This window comes from Luteimonas sp. MC1828 (assembly GCF_016461615.1).
GTDB lineage: Bacteria > Pseudomonadota > Gammaproteobacteria > Xanthomonadales > Xanthomonadaceae > Luteimonas.
This window is the reverse complement of sequence record NZ_JAEMNY010000001.1, coordinates 1,289,686-1,312,102: the sequence shown is the minus strand read 5'-3', so window position 1 is coordinate 1,312,102 and position 22,417 is coordinate 1,289,686. Positions and strand designations below refer to the sequence as shown.

The window sequence follows — 22,417 nt, the reverse complement described above, 5'->3', positions numbered from 1 at the left end:
GTGCTCAGCTGGCGAGGCGGCGCTGCGCACGCGCCAGCCACGCGCCGTTGGCGCTCCAGGCGAGGGCGATCACGGTGCCCAGCACCATCGCCACAGCCGGCTGCTGCGCGACCATGTCGATGCCCGCCTTGACCCAGCCGCTGACCGCATCGGCGCCGCGGTAGACCACGGTGTCGTTGAAGTTCTTCGCCTTGTACTTGGCCTCCGCCGGCACGACCGTGTACAGCATCTCGCGGCCCGGGCGCACGAACGCGTATTCGCCCGCGCGGCGCACCACCATCACCACCGCCAGCACCGCGAAGGTGGGTGCGAACGCCAGCCACAGGAAGCCCGCGGCCACCACCACCGGCACCGCCACCAGCAGCGCGCCGACGCCCAGGGTGCGCGCCACGCGGCCGGTGATGAACAGCTGCGACAGGATCGCCAGCGCCTGCACCACGGTGTCGATGATGCCGAACACGCGGGTCTGGTCGGTGGGGTCCGGGAAGCGCGCTTCCACCAGCCGCGCCTGCTCGAAGTACAGGAACGTGGTGACGCTGGCCAGCAGCACCACGAACACCGCGATGCCGAGCAGGTACGGCGACCGGAACACGTCGGTGGCGCCGGCCAGCGGGCTGCCGCCGAGCGGGCGCTGGCGCTGCAGGTCCGACGCATCGTCGAGCGGGCGTGCATCGCGCCAGCGATGCAGGTGGCGTGCCGCGACGGTCGATGCCAGCAGCAGCAGCGCGGCCACCAGCACCAGGCCGGAGTGACCCAGCACGCCGACCAGGAACACGCCCGCCAGCGGCCCGGCCAGTCCGCCCAGGCTGGCGCCCGCGGCCATCAGCGCGAACAGGCGTTTGGCCTGCGCGGTGGTGAACACATCGACCAGCACGCTCCAGCCGACCGAAATCGCCACCAGGTTGAACACCGACAGCCAGATGTAGAACGCACGCGCGATCCACGGATCGCCCGGCCACAGCGCGAACGCGAGCGCGAACAGCAGCAGGTTGGCGGTGAAGAAGCCATAGACCCAGTACAGGATGCGCCGCCGCCGCACGCGGCCCGCGATCCAGCCGAACAGCGGCATTACCGCAAGCGTGGCCACGAACGTGCCGGTGAACAGCCACTGCAGGTTGCGCACGCCGCCGGCGATACCCATGGTCTCGCGCACTGGCCGCAGCATGAAATACCCGGCGAACAGCAGGAAGAACAGCGCGAAGCCGGCGATCACCGCGCCGGCCTCGTCCTCCTGCACGTCGAATGCACGGCCCAGCCAGCGGGCGATGGGAGCCGCCATCAGATGAAGATCGCGACCACTTCGTCCTGCTGCGCCTGCGTCAGCAGCGCGCCGTGCCCGGCCTTGAGCTGGTCCGCCTGGCGTTCGGGCTTGCCGGTGGCCGGGATGACCACGGTGACCGCCGGATGGCTGATCACGAACTTGAGGAACATCTGCGCCCAGGAGTCGATGCCGGCTTCCGCCGCCCAGCCCGGCAGCGCGCGACCGCCCACCTCGGCGAACAGCTTTCCGTCCTCGAAGGCGCGGTTGATCATCACCGCGACGCCCTGGTCGCGCGCCGCGGGCAGCAGCGTCGACGCCGCGGCCGGCGAGCCGACCGAGTAGTTCACCTGGATGAAGTCGGGCTTCTCGGCGGTCATCGCCTGAAGCAGGTCGGCGTGGCGGTTGTCCTGGAAATGGGTGAGTCCGATGTACTTCACCAGGCCCTGCGCCTTGAGCTCGCGGGCGAACGGCATGGCCTCGGCCAGGTTGCGCAGGTTGTGGATGGCAAGCAGCTCCACCTTGTCGGTGCGCAGCCGGCGCAGCGAATCCGCCCACTGCGCTTCGAGCGCGGGGCGGGTGTCGGCGGCGAGCTTGGTGGCGAGGAAGCAGCGCTCGCGCCAGCCGCCTTCATCGAGCAGGGCGCCCACGACGTCCTCGGCATTGCCGTAGTTGGGCGAGGTGTCGATCACGCTGCCGCCGCCTTCGAAGAAGATCCGCACGACCTCCTTGAGCGCGCTGTATTCCGGCGACGCGAGCGGCACCTCGTAGCTGCCGGAGGTGCCGGCGCCGATCACGGGGAGCAGTTCGCCGGTGGACGGAATGGGGCGGGCGAGCATGGCGCCGGCTGCAGCGGCAGCGCCCTGCGCCGTGCCCCTGGCCGGGGTGCCTGCGCCTGCACCGGTGTCGCGGCTGCAGGCGACCAGCGGCGCAAGTGCGAGGCCGGTGGCGGCGAGCGAGGCGGCGGACAGGAATTCGCGGCGGGATGGCATATCGACTTCTCCTGCGGTGCGGGCTGTGCCCGGATGCTTTCAAAGGATCGGCCAATCACATCCAGCGGCCAGTCCCATCGGTCACTGCAGGCGCGCGGACGGCAGGCGCGCGCCCGGGTCAGCTTTGTGCAAGCAGCGCGTGCAGCGCCATCGCCGCAGCCGGATTGCGTTCCTTGGCCGCGCCAATGAAGAACACGAAGACCTCGCGCCGCACCGCCGCGCCGCCCGCGGATCCGATGCGCGGAAGGTCATCGGGCTCGCCGCCGGCGGCCCATTCCCGCGCGCGCGCCGCCCAGCGCACGAGCTCGGCGCGCGGATAGCCGGTGACCAGTTCCGCACGCGCGCGCATCAATCGCGCATAGACGAAGCCGGCGGTCACGTCCGCGAACGAGGGGTGTTCTTCGGAGTCGGTGAACACCGTGGCCATGCCATGTTCGCGCGCCAGCGCGATGTAGCCGGCGTCGACGAAGTCCGGGTCGCGCACGTCGAGCACGTGGCGCAGCGTGCGGCCACCGGTTTCGCGCGGCAGCAGTGCGAGGAACGCGGCGAAATCGTCGCGGTCGCGGGGCTTGCCCTGGTCGAACTGCCAGAGCAGCGGGCCAAGGCGGTCGCCGAGCTCGGCAATGCCGCCGATGAAATCCTCGATCTGGGGACCCGCCTTCGCCAGCGTGCGCGACTGCACGATGCGCATCGGCGCCTTGGCTGTGAACACGAACCCGGGCGGGGTTTCATCGCGCCATTTCGCATACGTCGGCGGCTTCTGCGCGCCGTAGTACGTGCCATTGACCTCGATGGCGGACAGCTGGCGGCTGGCGTACTCCAGCTCGCGACGCTGCACCAGGCCCTTGGGGTAGAAGTTGTCGCGCCATGGCGCGTACGTCCAGCCGCCAATGCCGGTGCGGATGCCGTCGACCGGCGTGATCGCGTTGTCGGGGGACAGGTCCATCCTGTGGCCTTGCGCGACGTCGGCGTCGATACTGGCGCGAGTCCATGCCGGTGTCCATGAATGCGCAAGTCCACCATCGTCCTCTTCTCGCTGCTGCTGTTCTCCGTGCCTGGCACGCACGCCCGGGACGCCGCCGATGCGGCGGCGCCGATCGCAGGCCTGGATGCGCATGTTGAAGCGGTGCGCAAGCGCTTCGACGTGCCGGGCATCGCCGTGGCGGTGGTCAAGGACGGCGAGGTCGTGCTGGTGCGCGGCTATGGCGTGCGCGAGGTGGGCAAGCCGGAGCCGGTCGACGGCGACACCCTGTTCGCGATCGCCTCGATCACCAAGGGCTTCACCTCCGCGGCGCTGTCGATCCTGGCCGACGAGGGCAAGCTGTCGCTCGACGACCGCGTCATCGACCACCTGCCGTGGTTCCGCATGGCCGATGCCTACATCACCCGCGAGATGCGCGTGCGCGACCTGCTGGTGCACCGCAGCGGCCTGGGCCTGGGCGCGGGCGACCTGCTGTTCTGGCCGCCCACGCAGTACGCAACGCGCGAAGTGGTGGAGCGCCTGGCGCACGTGCCGATCAGCGGCGGCTTCCGCGAGCGCTACGCCTACGACAACGTGCTGTACGCGGTGGCGCAGCTGGTGATCGAAGAGGTGTCAGGGCAGGCGTATGGCGATTTCGTCCAGCAGCGCCTGTTCGCACCGGTCGGCATGCACGCCAGCCGCATCAACAGCGATGCGCTGCGGCCATCGGACCGCAACGTCGCCAGCGGCCACGCACGCCCCGGCTTCGAAGGTGCGCCGGTGCCGGTGCCGCGCATGGCGTGGGCCAACAACTCCGCGGCCGGCGGCATCTATTCCAGCGCCCGCGACATGGCGCAGTGGATGCGCGTGCAGCTTGCCGGCGGGGTGCTCTCGGGCGAGGGCGACGGCGCGACACGGTTGTTCAGCGAAAAGCGCCAGCGCGAGATGTGGTCGCTGGTGACGCCGATCACCATCCGCCCGCCGGCGGTGCCGGGACTCGCCGCCGCCACGCCGCAGTTTTCCGGCTATGGCGAGGCCTGGAGCGTCAGCGACTACCGCGGCCGCAAGCTGGTCTGGCACACCGGCGGCTGGCCGGGGATGGTGTCGCGGCTGACGCTGGTGCCGGAGCTCGGCCTGGGCGTGGTGGTGCTGACCAGCCAGGAGGTCGGTGCCGCGTTCAACGCGGTCACCATGCAGGTGCTGGATGCCTACCTCGAAGCGCCACCAACCGACTGGATCGCCGCGTATGCCGCGGCGGTGGAGAAGGCGCGCGGCGGTGCGGACGACGACTGGAAGAAGCATCTCGCGGCGCGGGACGCGACGTCCAAACCGTCACTGCCGTTGCGCGGCTATGCCGCGACGTATCGCGACCCGTGGTACGGCGATGTGGTCGTCGCGGAGGGTCGCAAGGGCCTGGAGCTGCGTTTCGCGAAGACCCCGCAGCTGGTCGGCACCCTGGAGCACTGGCAGCACGACACGTACATCGTGCGCTGGCACGACCGCGCCCTCAACGCCGACGCCTTCGTCGACTTCAGCCTCGACCATGACGGCAAGGTGCGCGAGGTGCGGATGGAAGCGGTGTCGCCGCTGACCGATTTCAGCTTCGACTTCCACGACCTGCGCCTGGTGCCGGTCGCGGGGAAATAGGCCACGACAGCTAGGTGCCCCCGAAGCACGGGGGCACCCGCCGGCATCGCCTTACTGGATCGGCTCGTCCAGCAGCAGCTGCCGCGCGAACCGCACCGGCGGCGCGCCCTGGGCGAGCACGCGGTCGTGGTAGCGCTTGAGGTCGAAGGCGTCGCCTTCCTTCGCTTCCACCGCGCGGCGCATGTCGAAGTGCTCCTGCGCGCCGACGAAGTAGGTCGCCAGCTGCGTGGATGACAGCTGCGCGCGGATCCACTTGCCGTCGGCCTCGCTCTGCTGCTGGAAGGTCTGGCGCACCATCAGGTCCATCGCCTGCTCCTTCGTCCAGTTCTCCACGTGCACGCCCTGGTCGAGGATCGCGTTGGCCACCGCGCGCGCGTAGAACTTCAGCTGCATGAGGCGGAACAGCGGGTCGTTGTCGAGGTAGCCGGCGTCGGCAACAACGCGCTCGGTGTAGACCGCCCAGCCTTCGGCGAACGGACCCGAACGCATCACCGCGCGCAGCGTCGACGGATGGTTGGCGGAGTGCGCGCCCTCGAGGTAATGGCCGGGCATCGCCTCGTGGATGCTGAGCACGTGGATCAGGCGCTTGTTGTACTCGCGCAGGAACGAATCGACCTGGCTGTCGCTCCACTCGTCGGGGATCGGCGAGATCGCGTAGTAGGTGTCGAGGCCCTTGTCGAGCGGGCCGGGCGAGTCGCAGTAGGCGACCGAGAAGCCGCGCTGGAACTCCGGCATCAGGATGATCTTCACCGGATCGTCGGGCACCGTGACCAGGTCCTTGGCGCGCACGAACTTCGTGGCTTCAGCCAGCGTGTACTTGGCGAAGTCCACGACCTCGTCGCGCGCCGGCTTGTCGGCATAGCCGAACTCCAGCGCCGCCTCGATCGCGGCCTGGCGCTGGTCGTCATCGGGCGCGGCCGGCGTGGCCGGCGCACCGGGCTTGTCCTTCAGCACGACCTGGGCGATGGCGTACATCTCGTCGCGCACGCGTGCGAGCTCCGCCGTGGCGCGGTCGTGGATCTCCTGCCGCGACAGCGAGGAGTTGAGCGAGAACTTCAGCTTCTGGTCGTAGCGCTCCGCACCGATGCGGAACTCCCCCTTCGCGTTCGGCACGAGCGTGCCGTCGAGCCACTTCTGGTGCTCCTCCACCGCCTTGCGCAGCGTGGCGACGCCGGCGTCCAGGCGCGCACGGTCGGCACCGGCGAGCTGGTCGGCGTTGGGAGTGATGAAGGTGTCGACCAGGGTCAGCACGCCCTTGTTCTGCCTCGCCACGGTTTCCGCGTGGGTCTTCGGCACGCGTTCCGGGTCGAGGTTCTCGCGGGCCTGCGCCAGCAGCGCGGGGATCTTCTCCATGCGCACGGCGGCGGACTTCAGGCGCTCGGGCATCGGCGCGAACTCGCGCGCCATCAGGTTGTAGATCGCGCCGCCGGCCAGGCCGCTGTACACCTGCGGATCCCAGGCCCAGCTCTGCATGGTTTCCATGTCCCACAGCGTGCCTTCCAGCGCGTTGCGCAGGATCAGCGCGTCGACCTGGTTCTCGCGCGACAGCGCCGAGGCATCGACCTTGTCGAGATCGGCGAGCAGCGCGCGCGCCCAGTCGATCGACTTCTGGCGGCCCGCGGCGCTGAGGTCATCGACCTCGGTATCGAAACGATGGTCGCCGACCTGCGTTGCCGAGATCGGGCTGAGCGCCATGCCCTCGTCGAGGAAGCGCGCCGACAGCGCGGCAAACGCCGCGTCCTGCGCGTTGCTGTTGGCCTGCGTGGCGGCGGCGTCGGTGCCGATGGGCGTCGAGGGCGCCGGGGCCTGGCAGGCGGCGAGCGCCAGGGCGAGGAGGGAGGTGGCAAGCAGCGGACGGGACATGCGGTGGACCTCGGGGCGGCAAAGTGGGGCAGCATAAGGCTGCCGACCCGCGACGCGCATCGGCCGATGGTTTACCTTCTGGCGCCAGGGAAGGGGAGCGGCCATGGGGGGAACGAACAGGCGATCGCGGGGCGGGCGCGTCGCTGCCCGGCGTCGGGCGGGGGCGTGGCGCGCGGTGCTGGCGGTCTTGCTGCCGATCGGCGCAGCCACCGCGGTACCGCCGACGGATGAAGCCCTGCTGCGCCGCGCCGAATATCTCGACGTCACGATCTCGCCGCGCGGCGACTACCTGGCGATGCGGCTGCCGTTCGATGACCGCACCGTGCTCGCGATCGTGCGCCGCGCCGATGGCACCACCACCGCCACGATCGACCCCGGGAAGGAGGGCTACGTCGATGCCACCGCCTGGGTGGGCGACGAACGACTGTTTGCCACGTGGTCCCGCAAGTTCGGCAACGTGGCTGAGCCCTACAGCATGTGGTCGTTGCAGAGCATCGACGTCGACGGCAGCAATCGTCGTGCATTCCACGGCAGCGTGGTCGATCCGATGGTCCACGACCAGGAACGCGTGCTGGTGGCGGAGTGCGTCAAGGTCTTGAGTGGCGCGTGCCAGACCCGCCTGCGCGAGGCCAGCACGACCGGCCGCGGCAAGCTGCGCGACATCGTGGATGGCCCGGTGCCGGATGCGAATTTCGTCACCGACCGGACCGGGCGGCCGATCTTCGCCCATGCCACCGATGATGACGACATCCAGCGCACGTTCCTGCGTCGCGGCGATGCGTGGGTCGCGGTCAACGACGAGTCCACCTCCGGGGTCGAGGTGTTTCCGATCGGCGCCAGCCACGACCTGCGCCATGGCTACCTGTGGTCGGAGCGGTTGGCGGGGCCGGATGTCATCGAACGGATCGACCTGCAAACCGGGGCCCGCGAGGTCGTGGCCAGTGACCCCGAACTGACCCCGGCCATGCTGGTGCATTCGTTCGACCGCAGCGAAGTGATCGGCGTGCAGGTCGGCACGGGCGTGCCCGCGCTGCGCTTCTTCGATGAGACCCATCCGCACGCGCAGCTGTATCGCGAGCTTGCCAGCGCATTCCCGGAAGACCGCGTGCTGGTGAGCAGCGCCACGCGCGATGGTCGGAAGGCCGTCGTCCACGTCTCGGGCGACCGCGAGCCGGGCACCTTCCACCTTCTCGACGTCGCCACCGGTGACCTCAGCCTGCTGGTACGCAGCCGCCATTGGCTGCAGCGCGACACGCTCGCGCGACAGGTGCCGGTCACCATCCCGGCGCGCGACGGCGTGGTGTTGCACGGTTACCTCACGCGACCCCTCGCCGCCGCCGACGCGCCCCTGGTGGTGCTGGTCCACGGCGGTCCTTTCGGCGTTTCCGACGCCTGGGGCTTCGACGAGGAAGTGCAGATGCTCGCGGCGCGCGGTTACGCCGTGCTGCAGGTCAATTTCCGTGGCTCCGGCGGTCGCGGCCGCGCCTTCATCGAGTCCGGCTACCGGCAATGGGGTGGCCGCATGCAGGACGACCTGAGCGATTCAACGCGGTGGGCGCAGTCGCAGCCGGGCATCGATCCGCGCCGTGCCTGCATCTGGGGAGCGAGCTACGGAGGGTACGCGGCGGTCATGGCCACGGTGCGACAGCCGGACATGTACGCCTGTGCCATCGGGGTCTCCGGGCCCTACAACCTGCCGACCATGTACGCGTGGGGTGATACCCGACGCTCGCGCTGGGGCAAGGGCCGGCTTGAAACGACCCTGGGTCGGGACGGCGCGGCGCTGGTCGAAAACTCGCCCACGCAGCATGCCGCGCGGATCCAGGTGCCGCTGCTGCTGGTGCAGGGTGGTCGCGACGAACGCGTGCCGCCACAGCACCTGCGCGAGATGCGGCGCGCGCTGGATGACGCCCGCAGGGCGTACGAGGTGTACCTGCCGCGCGAGGAAACGCACGGATTCTTCTCGGACACCGCACGCAGGGAGTACTACCGCCGGGTGTTCGCGTTCCTGGGGAAGCACCTCCCAACCGGCGAGGGCGCGGCCGCCACGGCGATGCCATATGGTGGCGGCTCCACGGACGAGCGAGAATGACGATGATGGCACGCTGCAACCTGCTTGATTCCAGGCGAGTGCGCTGGTTGGCGTTGCCCCTGGTCGCGCTGCTCGCGGCTTGTGGTGCGCAGGACGCGTCACGGTCGGAGGCGATGGACTACGGCGCCGCCTCGGCACCGGCACCGATGGCGGATGCTGCAGCGCCTGCGGCGGGCGGGCAGGAATTCCTCGCCTACGAGCACAGCGCCGGCATCTCGCTGGCCCCCGACGCGATCCAGCCGCGGCTGCGCGAGGCGCAGGCGGCATGCAACGATGGGCGCTTCGGTGCGTGCGTGGTGCTCAACCTGTCGCAGCAGGGCGGCGACTATCCCAGCGCCAGCCTCGGGGTGCGCATCGTGCCCGAAGGCGTGGAGCCGATGATCGCGCTGGCCAGCGCCGGTGCCGAGCTCGGCCATCGCAGCACCCACGCCGAGGATCTCGCCGTGGTGGTGCGCGACAACGCGCTGGCCGCAGAGCGCCTGCGCAACGAGCGTGCGCGGCTGCAGGAGTTCCAGGCGCGCCGCGACCTGGCGGTGGCCGACATGATCGCGCTGTCGCAGCGGCTGGCCGAGACCGAGGCCGCGCTGGAAGCCATCGAGCAGCAAGCCGCACAGCATCGCCGGCGCATCGACACCCAGCTGCTGACGATCAATTTCCAGGCCACGCGCACCCAGCAGGGACGCAACGAGGTCGCGCTCGCGGTGCGCGACATCGGCGCCACCCTGGCGACCGGCACGGCGTGGACGATCCGCGCGGCGGCGTTCCTGCTGCCACTCGTGGCCGTGCTCGGGATCCTGCTGGTGCTGCTGCGTCGCTGGCGCCGCCGCCGCAAGGGCTGACCGCCGCTGGCGGGAACTGCGGTCTTCGCGGGTCAGGCCTCGTCGTCTTCCTCGAATTCCACCAGCGCGTCCAGGTCGAACGACAGCGCCTCGACCGCCTCGCGCACCTTGCGCCCGGTGGACTCGTTGGGGACCTCGATCTCGATGGCGTGCATCTTCGGACCGGCAACGTCGCTCAGGCCAGCGGAGCTGGAATCGGCATCGTCGAGGCTCGGCATCAGGTCGGAGACCTCCTCGACGTGCTCGATGCCTTCGACGCTCTGCAGCAGGTTGATCACCGCGCGTGCGGTGGCGTCGGAGCTGGTGAGGAGGATGCGGAGCAGGGCCATCGGAAATCCTTCGAACGAACGCAGGGGGATGCCCGCAGGCTAGGAAGCCGCGGGCCAACGCCGCGTGACGGCGCGTGCGCCGCGCGTCACATTGCGGGCGGGCTGCGCACCGGCACGCTGATGTTGCACAGGTCGATGTGGCCGGCCGGGCGCAGGTACCAGCCGTCGCGGCGGTTGCGGCGCGATTCCACCACGGCGTCGAACAGCGGCGTATCGGTGCGCAGCACCTCGAGCGCCGTGCGTTCGGCAGCCGGCACCTCCGACGCCAACCGGATCGCGGTGATCGCGGTGCGCTGCGCCGGATCTTCGTAGAAGCCGAGCGGACCGGTACCGCGCGGCAGCACGCTCAGGTGTTCCATGCCCTGCAGCACGCGGCCGACCACGGTGATGTTGCGGTCGAGCTGGCGCGGCGACTGGCCGGTGACGACGTACAGCTCCGTGCCGTTGCTCGAGTCCGCCGCCATGTCACGTCCGGCGCCCAGCGTGCCGTAACAGTGGGCAAGCCAGGCCTGGCCCTCGCGCGGGTCGCGCGCGGCCGGGAAGCCGGCGGCGAAGCCCGTCTCAGGCGCCCAGCCGTCGCGGTCGGGCAGGGCGTGGAACGCAAGCCCGTCGGCGGTGCGCGAGAACTCCGCCGGGAGCTTCGGCTTGGCCGTGCCGATCGGCCGGCCCGGCATGCCCTCCTCGGTGATGTCCCCGAACTGGACCACGAAGTTGTCCTGCGACCGGTACAGCGTCAGCCCGTTCCAGAAGCCTTCCTTCGCCAGCGTGCGGATGTTGGCGACGTGTTCCGGCGCGAAGTCGGGGGCGAGTTCGATCACCACCCGGCCGGCAGCGAGGTCGAGGTACAGGGTGCTGGCGGGATCCGGCGTGCGCCAGTCGCCGGGCCGCGAGGCGTCCAGCAGCTCCTGGGTGGTCTTCGGCTTGCCGGCGCCGGCATCGGTGGACACGGGTTCGGCCGCGGTGGCCGTCCACAGGGTGCAGGCGGCGGCAAGCAGCGCGAGGGTCGGCAAGGATCGGATCGGGTGCACGGCGGGCTCCTGGAAGGTGTCCCCGATTGTTGCCGAAGTGGCGCCGCGCTGCCGACGTGCGCGGTGACTAATGGCACGCTCGCTATACATAACTGGACACTAGTCTGTGCCCATGGTCGATGCCGACGCCACCCTGAGGAAGTTCCAGCGCGAACTGAGCGCCGGCACGGTGTCGCTGGCGCTGCTCGCGGTGCTGTCGCGCTCCGGCGAGCCGATGTACGGCTACCAGATCGCCAAGACGCTGGAGCGCTTCGGCGAGGGTGTGCTCAGCGGCAAGCAGAGCGCGCTGTATCCGGTGCTGCGCAACCTCGAGGCCACCGGGCTGCTGGCGAGCCACGTCGAACCGTCGATGGCCGGGCCGCCACGCCGCTACTACCGCATCACCGACGCCGGGCGCGACGCCCTGCGCGCGTGGGCCGCCGCCTGGCATGCGACCCGCGATTCCGTCGACACCGTCCTGGAGGGGATTCCATGAACACCGCGCTGCCCACAAGCATTCCCGCATATCTGGAGCACCTGCGCCGCTCCCTTGCGGGCGCGGACCCCGCGCTGGTGCATGACGCGCTGTACGACGCGGAGGAATACCTGCGCTCGGAGCTCGCCGAAAACCCGGGCAGGTCCGAGGCTGAGGTGATCGCCGCGGTGGCGTCCAGCTATGGCGACCCGGACGAGGTCGCCGACATCTACCGCGACACCGAGGCCACCGTCGAGACCGCCCTGCGTGCGCCGCCGCCGCCGCAGCGCAAGTCGCTGGCAGGCCGCTTCTTCGGCGTGGCCGCCGACCCGCGAGCGTATGCGTCGCTGTTCTACATGGTGCTGGCGCTGGCCACCGGGATCTTCTACTTCACCTGGGTGGTGGCCGGCCTGTCGATGTCGGCGGGCCTGGCGGTGCTGATCATCGGCATCCCGTTCGTGATCCTGTTCTTCGGCTCGGTACGGGTGCTGTCGCTGGTGGAAGGCCGGATCGTGGAAGTGATGCTCGGCGAGCGCATGCCGCGCCGGCCGCTCTACAGTGCGCGCGGACGCAGCATCTGGCGGCGCATCGGTGACATGTTCAGCGATCCGCGCACCTGGAGCACGATGCTCTACATGCTGCTGATGCTGCCGCTTGGCATCCTGTACTTCTCAGTCGCGGCGACGTTGGGCAGCGTGGCCCTGGGCTTCATCGCGGCCCCGCTGGCCCTGTTGCCGGGCATTGAACTCAATGTGTGGATGTTCGGCATCGACCTGCCGGCCGAAGCGCCGTGGCTGCTGCCGCTGGTGTCGCTGGCCGGGGTGCTGCTGCTGTTCGCGACGCTGCACCTGGCGCGCGGCGTCGGCCGCCTGCACGGACGCTTCGCGAAGCACCTGCTGGTGAAGTCGGCGCAGTACGCCTGAGCGAGCGCGGCCCGCCGGCCACCGCGCGGCGCCGGCGCGGCGTCAGCGCGGCTTGCGCGCCGCAGGCACCGGTGCGGACGGCGCGGCCTGCGCCATCGGCGGCGCGGCGTACCGCGCGATGAAGTCACGTACCTGCGGATACACCTGGGTGCGCCAGCGGCGGCCGCTGAAAATGCCGTAATGACCGGCGCCCTCGACGGTCAGGTGCTCGCGGTGCGCATCGACCACGCCCGTGCACAGCACGTGCGCGGCGCGGGTCTGGCCCTGGCCCGAGATGTCGTCGAGCTCGCCTTCGATGGTCAGCAATGCGGTGCCGGTGATCGCCGACGGATCGACGCGCTCTCCGGCCACGTCCCACAGGCCGCGCGGCAGCAGGTGCTGCTGGAACACCACGCTGATGGTGTCGAGGTAGTACTCGGCGGGCATGTCGAGTACGGCGTTGTACTCGTCGTAGAAGCGGCGGTGCGATGACGCGTCGTCGAGGTCGCCCTGCACCAGGCTGCTGTAGAAATCCCAGTGCGACATGAAATGGCGCTCCGGGTTCATGGCCACGAAGCCGGTGTGCTGCAGGAAGCCCGGATAGACGCGGCGGCCGTGGCCGGGATAGTCCTGCGGCACGGTGTGGATGACGTTGCCGCTGAACCACGACAGCGGTTTCTGGGTGGCCAGCGTATTGACCGCGGTCGGCGATTCGCGGGTGTCGATCGGCCCGCCCATCATCACCAGCGAGCGCGGCGTCGGTTCACCACGCGCGGCCATCAGCGATACCGCCGCCAGCACCGGCACGGTCGGCTGGCAGACGCTGATCACGTGCAGCCGCTCGGCGCCGATGTGGCGGATGAACTCTTCGATGTAGGCGACGTAGTCGTCAAGGGTGAACGCACCGGCTTCGGTCGGGACCATGCGCGCGTCGACCCAGTCGGTGATGTACACCTTGTGGTCGGGCAGCAGGGTGCGGACGGTGTCGCGCAGCAGCGTGGCGTGATGACCCGACAGCGGCGCCACCACCAGCACGGTCGGCTGGTCCTTCATCCCGAGGATGTTGGCGGCGTCGTCGGTGTAGCGCTTGAAGCGCAGCAGGCGGCAGAACGGCTTGTCCAGCGCGACCTTCTCCACCACCGGCACATCGTGGCCGTCCTTGACCACCTGGTGGATCGCGAACGGCGGCTTTTCGTAGTCCTTGCCGATGCGGTACAGCAGCTCGTTGGCGGCCGACGCGCGATCGGCACCCGGCAGCGACGACAGCCAGGTGCCGTCGGTGCCGAAGATCCGCGCGTTGGCGCGCGCCAGTTCGGTGAAGGGTGCCATCCAGGTGCGGTTGAGCTCGTGGAGCTGGTAAAGCATTGTCGGAAGCCCGGTCGGTAAGTGCTGCGACGCAGCATAACGCAGGCCGTGTGCAAGGGCGGTATGCCGTCCGCAGGCCCCTCCAGCGACGATCGGCGGCCGCGGACGGGGGGTCTAGGCCAGCTCCAGCGCGGTCGCCCCCGGCACCAGGCCCGGCGACAGCCAGCAGTGCGAACCCAGTGCACGGAAGCCCGCGGCCTCGAAACGCTGGCGGTAGAAGCGCCCGGGACGGCGGCGGAAATCATGGTCGTCGCCTTCCGCCTCATCCTCGCGCGCGAAGGTTTCCAGGAACGCCACGCCGCCGCACAGCTCGGCAAGGCCAGGCAGGCCGCGATCGATCTCGCGGACTTCGAGGTAGTGCAGCACGTCGCTGCAGACCACCAGGTCCGCAGGCGCGCACGGCCGCAGCGAGGCGAAGTCGCCGAAGCGCGCGAAGTGCAGGTTGCGACGGCGGCCATGGCGGGCGATCGCGTACTCGCTGCTGTCGAAGCCGAGGTATTCCACCGCGGGACGCAGCTTGAGCAGCGGCGCGCGCCATGCGCCTTCGCCGCAGCCGATGTCGAGCACCGTGCGCAGCGGGCGCTCGAGGTGGTATTCCGCCGTGGCCACGGCCAGCGCCACCTTTCGCGCCAGCCGCTGGCGCCCGCCGATGCCGCCGCCGCGGTACCAGCGGTCGAAGTAGTCGCGGTCGTAGGTCTTGTTGTCCATGGGCGCGCACGATACCGGCTCCGGCGCGCGGCATGCGATCCTGTGCGGCGAATCGACACGGGGTGACCATGCAAACCTATCTCTGGATCAAGTCCGCGCACATCGTGCTGGTGATGGCCTGGGTGGCCGCCGCGTTCTACCTGCCGCGCATCCTGATCAACCTGGTGGAGGCCGGTGGGGAGCAGGCGGTGCATGCACGCCTGGTGCTGATGGGCCGCCGGCTGTACCGCTTCGGCCACGTGATGTTCGGGCTGGCGGCGGTATTGGGCCTGGTGCTGTGGCTGGGCTACCGGGTGATCCCGGGGTTCCCGACCATGGTCGCCGCCGGCAGCGGCTGGATGCACGCCAAGCTCACGCTGGTCGCGCTGCTGTTCGCGCTGTACATCGCCTGCGGGCGCTGGCTGAAGCGCAGCGCAGCCGGCGGCGTGCTGCCGTCGACGCGCGCGCTGCGCTGGGTCAACGAGATCCCGGTGTTCGTGCTGCTCGGCATTGTGTATCTGGTGCTCGCGAAGCCGTTCTGATTGCAGATATCCGTGGGAGAGCGCGACTTCAGGGTGGGGGAAGCCCGACTTTTTCCTCGCGGAAGCCGGTGCTAGGCTTCGATGACAATCGTGGGCGTCATGGAGGACGGCATGGGTATTCCTGGAAGGATTTCTGTTTGGAGCCTGGTCCTGGGCGCTGCGCTACTTCTGGGCTGCCCGGCGTTTGCGCAGGAGCTGCGGACCTTTCCCGAAGAGCTGAGAAGTTTCTGGGAGCCGAGCCTGCCCTGCGATGGCGGAGAAGTATCCGATCGCGACAGCCGGTTCGAGATCACCGCGACGCAGCGCCTGAACTACGAAGAGATCGAGGATGTCGTCTCGACCGAGCTGCTGACGCAGTCGCCGCATACGTGGCGCATCGTGACCACGTCGAACGTGGGATCGCCGGACCTGCAGCAACCCCGCATCTATGTGTTGCAGGGGAATCTCCTTGCCGTAAGCGATGGCCAGAGCGCGAGGATGTATTCGCGCTGCAAGTAGCAGACCTTATTGTCAGGACAAGGACGTCCGATGCAGCCGGTTCCGAAGCCTTACCAGGTGCGACAGCTCGGTGAACCCGACGCTCGCGGGGCGCAGTGGAACGTTCCGGTAGCGGACCTCGACAGCCTCACCACGCATCACCCGGGCGAGAACCAGTCTGCCAGGCTTGAAGACGGCGTTCCGGTGGAGGCGGAGAATCCGGTGAGGCGGTCCTACGGGATCGTAGGCGGAGAGTTCCAGGAGTTGCTGACGGCGGCGAATGACTGGTCCTATCGCGGGTTGGCCGCAGACCAGATCCTCCTGATCAAGGACTTCATCCTCGACGATCCCACGGTGGCCGACAGCCGCCGCGTGGACGTGCCGGCGCCGGCGGCCGGCATCGTCGGCCGCGTCGATGCGCGCAACGGCGTGGTCGACATCCTCGATCCGGCAGACCGGGCGTTGATTGTCCGCATCCGCCATCTCGGCCCGATCGCGGTCAAGGTCGGCGAGCACATCGCCTATGGCCAAGCGCTGGGCACGCAGAACAACATCGGCCTGCCGCGTTCGGCGGGCAGGCATGTCCACATCGAGATGGACACGCGCCATTACCAGCAGTTCGACCACTACGTCCGCGACCTCGTGGAGGGCCGCCTGCCCGTGGCGGCAGCGCACCGTGCCGGCATCGAGCCGCGCCCGGTTCTGGACGATGGTGTCATGCGTGTCGGCGAGTCCGGCGAGCGGGTCTCGATGGTGCAGCGCGCCCTGGTGGCGGGCGGTTACCGCGCGGTCGGCGACGAGCCGATCGCGATCGATGGCGTCTATCGCCTGTCGATGCAGGGCGCGGTGCTCGCGTTCCAGCAGGCCAACAGCCTGGCACCGACCGGCGACATCGACCCGCCGACCTGGCGCGCTGCCCTCGACATCGCACTGGGCAGGCCGGCGCTGCCGCCGCCTGTGCTGGATTCCATGTCTCCGCCCGGGTTGCCGCGCGGCCAATTCCGCCTGGACCAGATCCGCGACCATCTCCGGAACAACGAGGCCAGGCACGGGGACATGCGCGATGCCGACGGCGAGCGCCTGGCACTCGCACTGGCCGGCCGCGCGGCGCAGCAGGGCCTCTCATCGGCCGACCATGTCCTGTTCGCGCAGTCCGCCGCCGGTGCGTCGCCCGGGGCGCGCGTGGTCGTGGTGCAGGGCCGGTTGGACGATCCAGCCCAGCACCGGATTTCGTTGTCCGTCGCGGACGCCATGGCCACGTCGCCGGCCGAGTCGCTGCGTCGACTGCAGGGACTGGAGGCGCCGGGCCTGGCTGCAATGTCCAGGGCACCCGCGCATCAAGTCACCGCGGATGCGCACCCTGTCGTCCTCGGCATCTGAGCCGGAGGCGCCGCAAGCGGCGATGTCGTGGTCGTTATCGCGGAACGGACCCGCGACGCCCCGCTTCCAGTGACGGCAGCTCCACCGGCACGCCCGCCGCGTCGCAGTTGCCGGTGGCGCACAGGCGCTCGCGCAGCGCCGGCGTGGCCTGCACGATCACGTGGTAGATGACGTTCTGCTCCAGCGTGCCGCGGAACGCGGCGCTGCCCGGGCCGCGCGCCCAGATGCCAACGTCCTCGCCGCCGTGGGTCTCGGACTCCAGCGGCACCAACGCTTCCTGCATGTAGTCGGGATGGCTGGTGTCGACGTTCGATAGGTCGGGCCGGCCGGCGGCGGCCTGCACGCCCTTCGCTCCGTGGTAGTGGCGCTTCGGACCCTCTGGCTGGGTGGCGCTGGCGCCGGGATAGCCCGGGCCGTTGGCATAGCTGAGCGTGGTGTAGGGCAGGCCCAGAAGGTCCAGCGCCGGACCGTCGCCGCTTTCGTGCACCTTGCCGAGGATCGGGTTGCCGCGCAGTGGATAGCCGGCGAAGTTCAGGACGTGGGAATGGTCGGCGGTGACCACGATCAGCGTGTCGTCGGCCGAGGTCATGTCGACCGCGGCCTGTACCGCGCGCGACATCGCCACCGTTTCGTCGAGCGCGCGGTAGGCGTTGCCTTCGTGGTTGGCGTGGTCGATGCGGCCGCTCTCCACCAGCAGCACGTAGCCCGCGTCGTTGCGCGCCAGCGATTCGATCGCGAAGCGGGTCATGGCCTCGAGGTCCGGTTCGCCTTCGGGGCCGCGGTCGCGATCGTGCTCGTACTGCATGTGGCTCGATTCGAACAGTCCGAGCACCGGCGAGGCACCACGCGCTGCTTCGAACTGCCGGGTGTCGTGGACAAAGACGCCCTCGGGATGCAGGGCCTGCCACTCCGCCACCAGGTTGCGGCCGTCCCTGCGCTTGCCGCGCACGCCGGGCAGCACTTCTTCAGCGGGAAGGAACGCGCGGGCGCCACCGGCAAGCACCACCTGCGGCGCGCCGCGGTCGCGTACGAAGTCGATGAACTGGCTGGCGATGTCGCTGCAGCCGGCCGCGCGCGCCGCGTCCGGCAGCGTGGCGTCGCTCTCCCAGTTGCGGTTGGGCACGTGGGCGTAGGTCGCGGCGGGCGTGGCGTGGGTCAGGCGCGCGGTGGTGACGATGCCGGTGCCCATGCCGGCATCGGCGGCCAGCGCGAGCCAGCCCTGCAGGCGGTTGCCGCGCGATTGCGCGCAGTCGTTGTGGCCACCGGCGCTGACGCCGATGGCGCCGATATGGGTTTTCACGCCGGTGGCGACTGCGGTCATGGTGCCGGCCGAGTCCGGGGTCTGGGCATCGGTGTTGTAGGTCTTGCTGAACGCCGTGGCCGGGAAGTGCTCCCACGCCAGCAGGTGCTCCTCGCCGGGATTGCCTGCCTGCTGGCCGGCGAAGATCCGCGCCGCGGCCACCGTGGTCAGGCTCATGCCGTCGCCGAGGAACACGATCACGTTCTTCGCGCGCCCGCCCATGGCGCCGTTGCCGGCGGCGCGCGCGGCGCCGCTGCGGTACCACCAGGCCGGAGTTTCGCCCGCGGGACGGGCGATGGCCGGCACGTCGACCACCACCGCCGCAGACGCGGCATCGATGCGTGGCGCGGGCGCGGACGCGCAGGCGACCAGGGTGGCGCAGGCGATGGCAAGGGGGACGGCGAGGGTGGCGCGGGACGGACCGGTCATGTGCTGCTTCGTGTCAGGTGAATGCGCAATTATGCCGTTCGTCGGTATCCCGCCCATGACACGCCGGCGTTCCGCCATGGGCATCGCCGCGCGTTGGCTGCTCGGCTAAGGTGGCTCATTCCCTCCCGCGTGCTCACCAATGACGTTCGTCAAAGCCTGGTTCCGCATTCCGTTCTGGCAGCGTGTCGCGGCCGGTTTCGTGCTAGGCGCGCTTGCCGGCTGGCTGGTGGGGCCCGCGGCGGCGATCTGGTTCAAGCCGCTGGGCGACGTGTACGTCAACCTGATCCGCATGATCGCCACACCGCTGGTGTTCTTCGCCGTGACCAGCGCGATCGGCAGCCTGCACGGGCAGAAATCGATGGTGTCGCTGGGCGGGCGCACCTTCGCCTGGTTCGCGGCGACGGCGGCGCTCGCGGTGTGCGTGGGCCTGGCGGTCGGCCTGGTGTTCAAGCCGGGCGAGGGCGTGGCCGCGCTGGCCATGGCGCCGGATTACGTGGTGCGCGAGGTGCCCGGCCCGGTGCAGGTGCTGGTGGACGTGGTGCCGTCCAATCCGTTCCGCGCGCTGGCCGAAGGCAAGATCCTGCAGGTGATCTTCTTCGCCGCGCTGCTCGGTTTCGCGCTGGTCAAGCTGGGCGACAAGGCGACGCGGCTGCGCGCGCTGATGGCCGAAGGCAGCGAGGCGATGATCCAGGTCACGCGTTTCGTGCTGGAGTTCACGCCACTCGGCACCTTCGGCCTGATCGCGGCGCTCGTGGGCGCGTACGGCTTCGAGAAGCTGCTGCCGCTGCTCGGCTTCATCGGCGCGCTGTACCTGGCGTGCGGGCTGCACATCGTGTTCGTGTACGGCGGGCTGCTGCTTGCGCACGGGCTGAACCCGCTGAAGTTCTTCCGCGGCGCGGCGCCGGCGATGCAGGTGGCGTTCGCGGCGTCGTCGAGCTTCGCGGCGCTGCCCGCAAGCCTGCGCAGCGCCACCCACAACCTCGGCGTCGACAAGGACTACGCCGCGTTCGCCGTGCCGCTCGGAGCCAGCGTCAAGATGGACGGTTGCGGCGCGATCTATCCGGCGCTGACCGCGGTGTTCGTGGCGCAGTATTTCGGCATCGACCTCAGCGTGTCGCAGTACTTCATCATCCTGCTGGCCTCGGTGCTCGGCAGCTTCGGCACCGCGGGCGTGCCCGGCACCGCGATCGTGATGGTCACCCTGGTGCTGAGCGCGGCCGGCCTGCCGCTGGAAGGCATCGGCTACCTGGTCGCCATCGACCGCATCCTCGACATGATGCGCACCATGACCAACGTGACCGGCCAGGTGCTGGTGCCGGTGCTGGTGGCCAAGGAGACCGGGATCCTCGACCAGGCGGTGTACGACGCCGCGTCGAGCAACGTCGGCATCGAGGATGGGGACACGGCGACGGTGGCGGAGCGCAGCGGCCGGGCGTAGCCCGGTCGTGCGGCCACCCTGTCAGGGCGTGCGAGCCTTGCGCTGGGCCTCGAGCTGTTCATTGAAGCTGCGCTCGGCGCGCTCGACGTAGGTCGCGCACCCGATCGGCTTTGATGCCGCCGGATTAGCGTAATCCTGTCCGCTGAAACCGGGATGCGGCGTCAGCAGCACGTCGCAGGGCAGGTCGCGGACCACCTCGAAGCTGCGGCGATAGTCGTCGACGATGCGCGGGTAGCGCGGGTTGTCCACCAGCCGGTAGTCCGGCGCGGTCAGGCTGTCGGCGTAGGCGATGCGCACCGAGCGGGCGCCCTCGCGGTCGGTCCACGTCCAGGCCATGCTGCCCGGCGTATGCCCGGGCATGAAGTGCACGGTGAAGCGCATGCCGCCGAGCTCGACGATTTCGCCGTCCAGCAGCAGGCGATCGACCTGCACCGGCGGGTAGACGATGGCGTCGCCGAAGTGGATGTCGTCGCTGCCACCGCGCGCCAGCAGCACCGCGGATTCCGCGTTGGCGGCCACGCGTGCACCGGTGCGCCGGCGCAGCTCGGCCAGCGGCCCGACGTGGTCGGCGTGGGCCTGGCTGAGGAGGATCAGCTTCAGGTCGGCCGGTGCCACGCCCAGGTCCCCCATGTGGCGCAGCAGCATGTCGGCCGCCTGCGGCATGCCGCCGTCGATCAGCACCGCGCCGCCTGTGGTCTTCACCAGGATCGCGCTGAGGTTGGCGGTGCCGATGTGCCAGGTGTTGTCGGCGATCCTCACCGGCGCGACCGGCTGCCGCCAGCTGTCGTGGACGGTATAGGCCTTGAGCTGCGGCAGCACGGGCTCGGCGGCCGACACGGGGCCGGCAGCGAAGAGCGCGAAGGCGAGGGCGGAAACGGTAGGCGCGAATGCGGACATGTGCGGTGGCGGGCCGGAGACGGGAGGCCAAGTATCGCCGCTTGCGTCGCATGCACGCCGCCTTCGCGGCCATGACTTCTGGCCGGCAGCGGCCGCTTGGCCAGACGGTATGGTGTGACGCTGTCCACGGAGACAACGGGGAACCTATGAAGCTGCACAAGCACATGGCATGGCTGACGACGCTGCTGTTCGTGGCGCCGGCCTTCGCCGCCGGCACCGACCGTTGGGAGATTCCGGTGGCCGTGAAGAAGCTCGACAACGGCCTGACGGTTGTCGTCTCCGAAGACCGCAGCGCGCCGGTGGTCGGCGTGAGCGTGGTGTACGGCATCGGCATGCGCCTTGAGCCGCGCAACCGCACCGGCTTCGCGCACCTGTTCGAGCACCTGATGTTCGAAGGCTCGGTGAACGCACCCGAAGGCGTGTTCGACCGTGTGATCACCGGCGGTGGCGGACGCAACAACGGCTCGACCCGCGCCGACTTCACCAACTACATCGAGATCGCGCCTTCGTCGGCGATCGAGCCGATCCTGTGGCTCGAGGCGGACCGCATGCGCCTGCTGGATTTCAGCGCGACCACGCTGAAGAACCAGCAGGACGTGGTGAAGGAGGAGATCCGCAACAACGTGCAGAACCAGCCGTATGGCGGCTTCATGTGGATCGACATCGGCCAGCATGCGTTCCAGAAGTGGGAAAACAACCACGACGGCTACGGCAGCTTCGAGGACCTGGAGAACGCCGACCTCGACGACGTGAAGGCCTTCCATCGCGATTACTACGGCCCCAACAACGCGATCCTGTCGCTGGCCGGCGACATCTCGCCGGCCGAGGGCTTCGCGCTGGCCGAGAAGTACTTCGGGGACATCGCCGCGCGCCCGACGCCGCCGGCGCCGGATTTCAGCGAAGGCCTGAACACGCAGGAAAAACGCCTGCAGCAGGGCGACAAGCTGGCGCAGGTGCCGGCGATCGCGGCGGCCTGGAAGATGCCCGACCGCGGCAGCGCGGACCAGGCGCCGATGGCGGTGCTGGGCGCGCTGCTGGCCAACGGCGACGCTTCGCGCCTCTATCAGGGGCTGGTGAAGGGCCGCGAGCTGGCGCTCAACGTCGACTCGCTCTACGGCCTGACCAGCGAGTGGGAGTACGACGGCCCGACGCTGTTCACCGTGTTCGCGCTGTACAAGCCGACCTCGTCGGCCGATGAAGTGCTGGCGGCGATCGACGCGGAGATCGCCACGGTGGTCGCCGACGGCGTCGACGACGCGACGCTCGCGCGCGTCAAGACCGGCATGTTGGCCGACTGGTACGACGGCATGGAGTCGTTCCTGTCGCGCGCCGACAACCTGGCGAAGCTGCAGCTGATGTGGGGCGATGCCGCCGTCGCCAACCGCATCCCCGGCTGGATCGAGGCCGTGACCTCGGCTGACATCCAGCGCGCCGCGCGCACCTACCTGACGCAGGCCAACCGCACCGTCATCGACCGCAAGCCGGAAGCGATGCTGCAGGCGCCCACCGCTGCCCCTGCCGCTGGCCAGGACTGAGG

At 69.7% G+C, this 22,417-nt stretch carries 20 protein-coding genes; 10 read left to right on the top strand and 10 right to left on the bottom strand.

Features of this window, described 5'->3' with window-relative positions; translation table 11 throughout:
* Nucleotides 1–4: 4 nt before the first annotated feature.
* From JHB91_RS06010 to JHB91_RS06000, 3 genes are all read right to left on the bottom strand, one after another.
* The gene (locus JHB91_RS06010) at nucleotides 5–1,279 is read right to left on the bottom strand and encodes an MFS transporter (protein WP_199472087.1); all 1,275 of its coding nucleotides are present in this window, start codon (nucleotides 1,277–1,279) and stop codon (nucleotides 5–7) included.
* On the bottom strand, nucleotides 1,279–2,250 hold the full coding sequence (locus tag JHB91_RS06005) for an aldo/keto reductase (protein WP_199472086.1): 972 nt from the start codon (nucleotides 2,248–2,250) through the stop codon (nucleotides 1,279–1,281). The genes JHB91_RS06010 and JHB91_RS06005 overlap by 1 nt, the downstream gene beginning before the upstream one ends.
* A gap of 118 nt (nucleotides 2,251–2,368) precedes the next feature.
* Entirely contained in the window at nucleotides 2,369–3,196 is an 828-nt protein-coding gene (locus JHB91_RS06000) for a DUF72 domain-containing protein (protein WP_199472085.1), read from the bottom strand.
* Nucleotides 3,197–3,256: 60 nt separating this feature from the next.
* Between JHB91_RS06000 and JHB91_RS05995 the strand changes: the two genes are divergently transcribed.
* On the top strand, nucleotides 3,257–4,858 hold the full coding sequence (locus JHB91_RS05995) for a serine hydrolase (RefSeq protein ID WP_199472084.1): 1,602 nt from the start codon (nucleotides 3,257–3,259) through the stop codon (nucleotides 4,856–4,858).
* Between the two features lie 51 nt (nucleotides 4,859–4,909).
* On the opposite strand, the gene JHB91_RS05990 is transcribed toward JHB91_RS05995, so the two are convergent.
* Nucleotides 4,910–6,721: a DUF885 domain-containing protein gene (locus JHB91_RS05990; protein WP_199472083.1), complete on the bottom strand. Its 1,812-nt coding sequence runs from the start codon at nucleotides 6,719–6,721 to the stop codon at nucleotides 4,910–4,912.
* Nucleotides 6,722–6,908: 187 nt separating this feature from the next.
* Between JHB91_RS05990 and JHB91_RS05985 the strand changes: the two genes are divergently transcribed.
* Both JHB91_RS05985 and JHB91_RS05980 read left to right on the top strand, forming a co-directional pair.
* A complete protein-coding gene (locus JHB91_RS05985; RefSeq protein ID WP_199472082.1) occupies nucleotides 6,909–8,813 on the top strand; it encodes an alpha/beta fold hydrolase in 1,905 nt (634 codons plus the stop codon).
* Nucleotides 8,810–9,652: a DUF4349 domain-containing protein gene (locus JHB91_RS05980; RefSeq protein ID WP_199472081.1), complete on the top strand. Its 843-nt coding sequence runs from the start codon at nucleotides 8,810–8,812 to the stop codon at nucleotides 9,650–9,652. Before JHB91_RS05985 ends, JHB91_RS05980 begins: the two co-directional genes overlap by 4 nt.
* A gap of 32 nt (nucleotides 9,653–9,684) precedes the next feature.
* Here the strand turns inward: JHB91_RS05980 and JHB91_RS05975 are convergent, their stop codons facing one another.
* Both JHB91_RS05975 and JHB91_RS05970 read right to left on the bottom strand, forming a co-directional pair.
* Nucleotides 9,685–9,981: a hypothetical protein gene (locus JHB91_RS05975; protein WP_199375278.1), complete on the bottom strand. Its 297-nt coding sequence runs from the start codon at nucleotides 9,979–9,981 to the stop codon at nucleotides 9,685–9,687.
* A gap of 86 nt (nucleotides 9,982–10,067) precedes the next feature.
* A complete protein-coding gene (locus tag JHB91_RS05970) occupies nucleotides 10,068–10,928 on the bottom strand; it encodes a peptidylprolyl isomerase (protein WP_343225084.1) in 861 nt (286 codons plus the stop codon).
* 193 nt (nucleotides 10,929–11,121) lie between these two features.
* On the opposite strand from JHB91_RS05970, the gene JHB91_RS05965 reads away from it, so the two are divergent.
* Together JHB91_RS05965 and JHB91_RS05960 are read left to right on the top strand one after the other, a co-directional pair.
* Nucleotides 11,122–11,484 carry a PadR family transcriptional regulator gene (locus tag JHB91_RS05965; RefSeq protein WP_199375280.1) on the top strand — a complete coding sequence of 121 codons (363 nt, stop codon included), beginning with the start codon at nucleotides 11,122–11,124 and terminating at the stop codon, nucleotides 11,482–11,484.
* Nucleotides 11,481–12,386: a sensor domain-containing protein gene (locus JHB91_RS05960; protein WP_199472079.1), complete on the top strand. Its 906-nt coding sequence runs from the start codon at nucleotides 11,481–11,483 to the stop codon at nucleotides 12,384–12,386. Before JHB91_RS05965 ends, JHB91_RS05960 begins: the two co-directional genes overlap by 4 nt.
* Nucleotides 12,387–12,428: 42 nt before the next feature.
* Here the strand turns inward: JHB91_RS05960 and phaZ are convergent, their stop codons facing one another.
* Complete coding sequence (phaZ, locus tag JHB91_RS05955; protein ID WP_199472078.1) at nucleotides 12,429–13,730, bottom strand: polyhydroxyalkanoate depolymerase; 1,302 nt, start codon at nucleotides 13,728–13,730, stop codon at nucleotides 12,429–12,431.
* A gap of 114 nt (nucleotides 13,731–13,844) precedes the next feature.
* Entirely contained in the window at nucleotides 13,845–14,438 is a 594-nt protein-coding gene (locus JHB91_RS05950; RefSeq protein WP_199375283.1) for a class I SAM-dependent methyltransferase, read from the bottom strand.
* Between the two features lie 68 nt (nucleotides 14,439–14,506).
* Here JHB91_RS05950 and JHB91_RS05945 point away from each other — a divergent pair, with 68 nt between their 5' ends.
* The 3 genes from JHB91_RS05945 to JHB91_RS05935 all read left to right on the top strand — a co-directional run bounded on the left by JHB91_RS05945 (nucleotide 14,507) and on the right by JHB91_RS05935 (nucleotide 16,816).
* A complete protein-coding gene (locus JHB91_RS05945) occupies nucleotides 14,507–14,959 on the top strand; it encodes a CopD family protein (RefSeq protein WP_199472077.1) in 453 nt (150 codons plus the stop codon).
* An 81-nt stretch (nucleotides 14,960–15,040) separates the two neighbouring features.
* A complete protein-coding gene (locus JHB91_RS05940) occupies nucleotides 15,041–15,457 on the top strand; it encodes a hypothetical protein (protein ID WP_199472076.1) in 417 nt (138 codons plus the stop codon).
* A gap of 30 nt (nucleotides 15,458–15,487) precedes the next feature.
* Nucleotides 15,488–16,816, top strand: coding sequence for an XVIPCD domain-containing protein (locus JHB91_RS05935; protein ID WP_199472075.1), 1,329 nt, complete (start codon nucleotides 15,488–15,490; stop codon nucleotides 16,814–16,816).
* A 34-nt stretch (nucleotides 16,817–16,850) separates the two neighbouring features.
* On the opposite strand, the gene JHB91_RS05930 is transcribed toward JHB91_RS05935, so the two are convergent.
* A complete protein-coding gene (locus JHB91_RS05930) occupies nucleotides 16,851–18,545 on the bottom strand; it encodes an alkaline phosphatase (RefSeq protein WP_199472074.1) in 1,695 nt (564 codons plus the stop codon).
* A 139-nt stretch (nucleotides 18,546–18,684) separates the two neighbouring features.
* On the opposite strand from JHB91_RS05930, the gene JHB91_RS05925 reads away from it, so the two are divergent.
* Nucleotides 18,685–19,983 carry a dicarboxylate/amino acid:cation symporter gene (locus tag JHB91_RS05925; protein ID WP_199472073.1) on the top strand — a complete coding sequence of 433 codons (1,299 nt, stop codon included), beginning with the start codon at nucleotides 18,685–18,687 and terminating at the stop codon, nucleotides 19,981–19,983.
* Between the two features lie 21 nt (nucleotides 19,984–20,004).
* On the opposite strand, the gene bla is transcribed toward JHB91_RS05925, so the two are convergent.
* Nucleotides 20,005–20,880, bottom strand: coding sequence for a subclass B3 metallo-beta-lactamase (bla, locus tag JHB91_RS05920; RefSeq protein WP_199472072.1), 876 nt, complete (start codon nucleotides 20,878–20,880; stop codon nucleotides 20,005–20,007).
* A gap of 146 nt (nucleotides 20,881–21,026) precedes the next feature.
* Between bla and JHB91_RS05915 the strand changes: the two genes are divergently transcribed.
* The gene (locus JHB91_RS05915; RefSeq protein ID WP_199472071.1) at nucleotides 21,027–22,415 is read left to right on the top strand and encodes a pitrilysin family protein; all 1,389 of its coding nucleotides are present in this window, start codon (nucleotides 21,027–21,029) and stop codon (nucleotides 22,413–22,415) included.
* The last annotated feature ends 2 nt before the right edge of the window (nucleotides 22,416–22,417 follow it).

Bases quoted from the DNA above. Each gene is read 5' to 3' on its own strand.
- JHB91_RS06010 (WP_199472087.1), bottom strand. From the start codon at position 1,279: ATGGCGGCTCCCATCGCCCGCTGGCTGGGCCGTGCATTCGACGTGCAG.
- JHB91_RS06005 (WP_199472086.1), bottom strand. From the start codon at position 2,250: ATGCCATCCCGCCGCGAATTCCTGTCCGCCGCCTCGCTCGCCGCCACC.
- JHB91_RS06000 (WP_199472085.1), bottom strand. From the start codon at position 3,196: ATGGACCTGTCCCCCGACAACGCGATCACGCCGGTCGACGGCATCCGC.
- JHB91_RS05995 (WP_199472084.1), top strand. From the start codon at position 3,257: ATGCGCAAGTCCACCATCGTCCTCTTCTCGCTGCTGCTGTTCTCCGTG.
- JHB91_RS05990 (WP_199472083.1), bottom strand. From the start codon at position 6,721: ATGTCCCGTCCGCTGCTTGCCACCTCCCTCCTCGCCCTGGCGCTCGCC.
- JHB91_RS05980 (WP_199472081.1), top strand. From the start codon at position 8,810: ATGACGATGATGGCACGCTGCAACCTGCTTGATTCCAGGCGAGTGCGC.
- JHB91_RS05975 (WP_199375278.1), bottom strand. From the start codon at position 9,981: ATGGCCCTGCTCCGCATCCTCCTCACCAGCTCCGACGCCACCGCACGC.
- JHB91_RS05965 (WP_199375280.1), top strand. From the start codon at position 11,122: ATGGTCGATGCCGACGCCACCCTGAGGAAGTTCCAGCGCGAACTGAGC.
- JHB91_RS05960 (WP_199472079.1), top strand. From the start codon at position 11,481: ATGAACACCGCGCTGCCCACAAGCATTCCCGCATATCTGGAGCACCTG.
- phaZ (WP_199472078.1), bottom strand. From the start codon at position 13,730: ATGCTTTACCAGCTCCACGAGCTCAACCGCACCTGGATGGCACCCTTC.
- JHB91_RS05950 (WP_199375283.1), bottom strand. From the start codon at position 14,438: ATGGACAACAAGACCTACGACCGCGACTACTTCGACCGCTGGTACCGC.
- JHB91_RS05945 (WP_199472077.1), top strand. From the start codon at position 14,507: ATGCAAACCTATCTCTGGATCAAGTCCGCGCACATCGTGCTGGTGATG.
- JHB91_RS05940 (WP_199472076.1), top strand. From the start codon at position 15,041: ATGACAATCGTGGGCGTCATGGAGGACGGCATGGGTATTCCTGGAAGG.
- JHB91_RS05935 (WP_199472075.1), top strand. From the start codon at position 15,488: ATGCAGCCGGTTCCGAAGCCTTACCAGGTGCGACAGCTCGGTGAACCC.
- JHB91_RS05930 (WP_199472074.1), bottom strand. From the start codon at position 18,545: ATGACCGGTCCGTCCCGCGCCACCCTCGCCGTCCCCCTTGCCATCGCC.
- JHB91_RS05925 (WP_199472073.1), top strand. From the start codon at position 18,685: ATGACGTTCGTCAAAGCCTGGTTCCGCATTCCGTTCTGGCAGCGTGTC.
- bla (WP_199472072.1), bottom strand. From the start codon at position 20,880: ATGTCCGCATTCGCGCCTACCGTTTCCGCCCTCGCCTTCGCGCTCTTC.
- JHB91_RS05915 (WP_199472071.1), top strand. From the start codon at position 21,027: ATGAAGCTGCACAAGCACATGGCATGGCTGACGACGCTGCTGTTCGTG.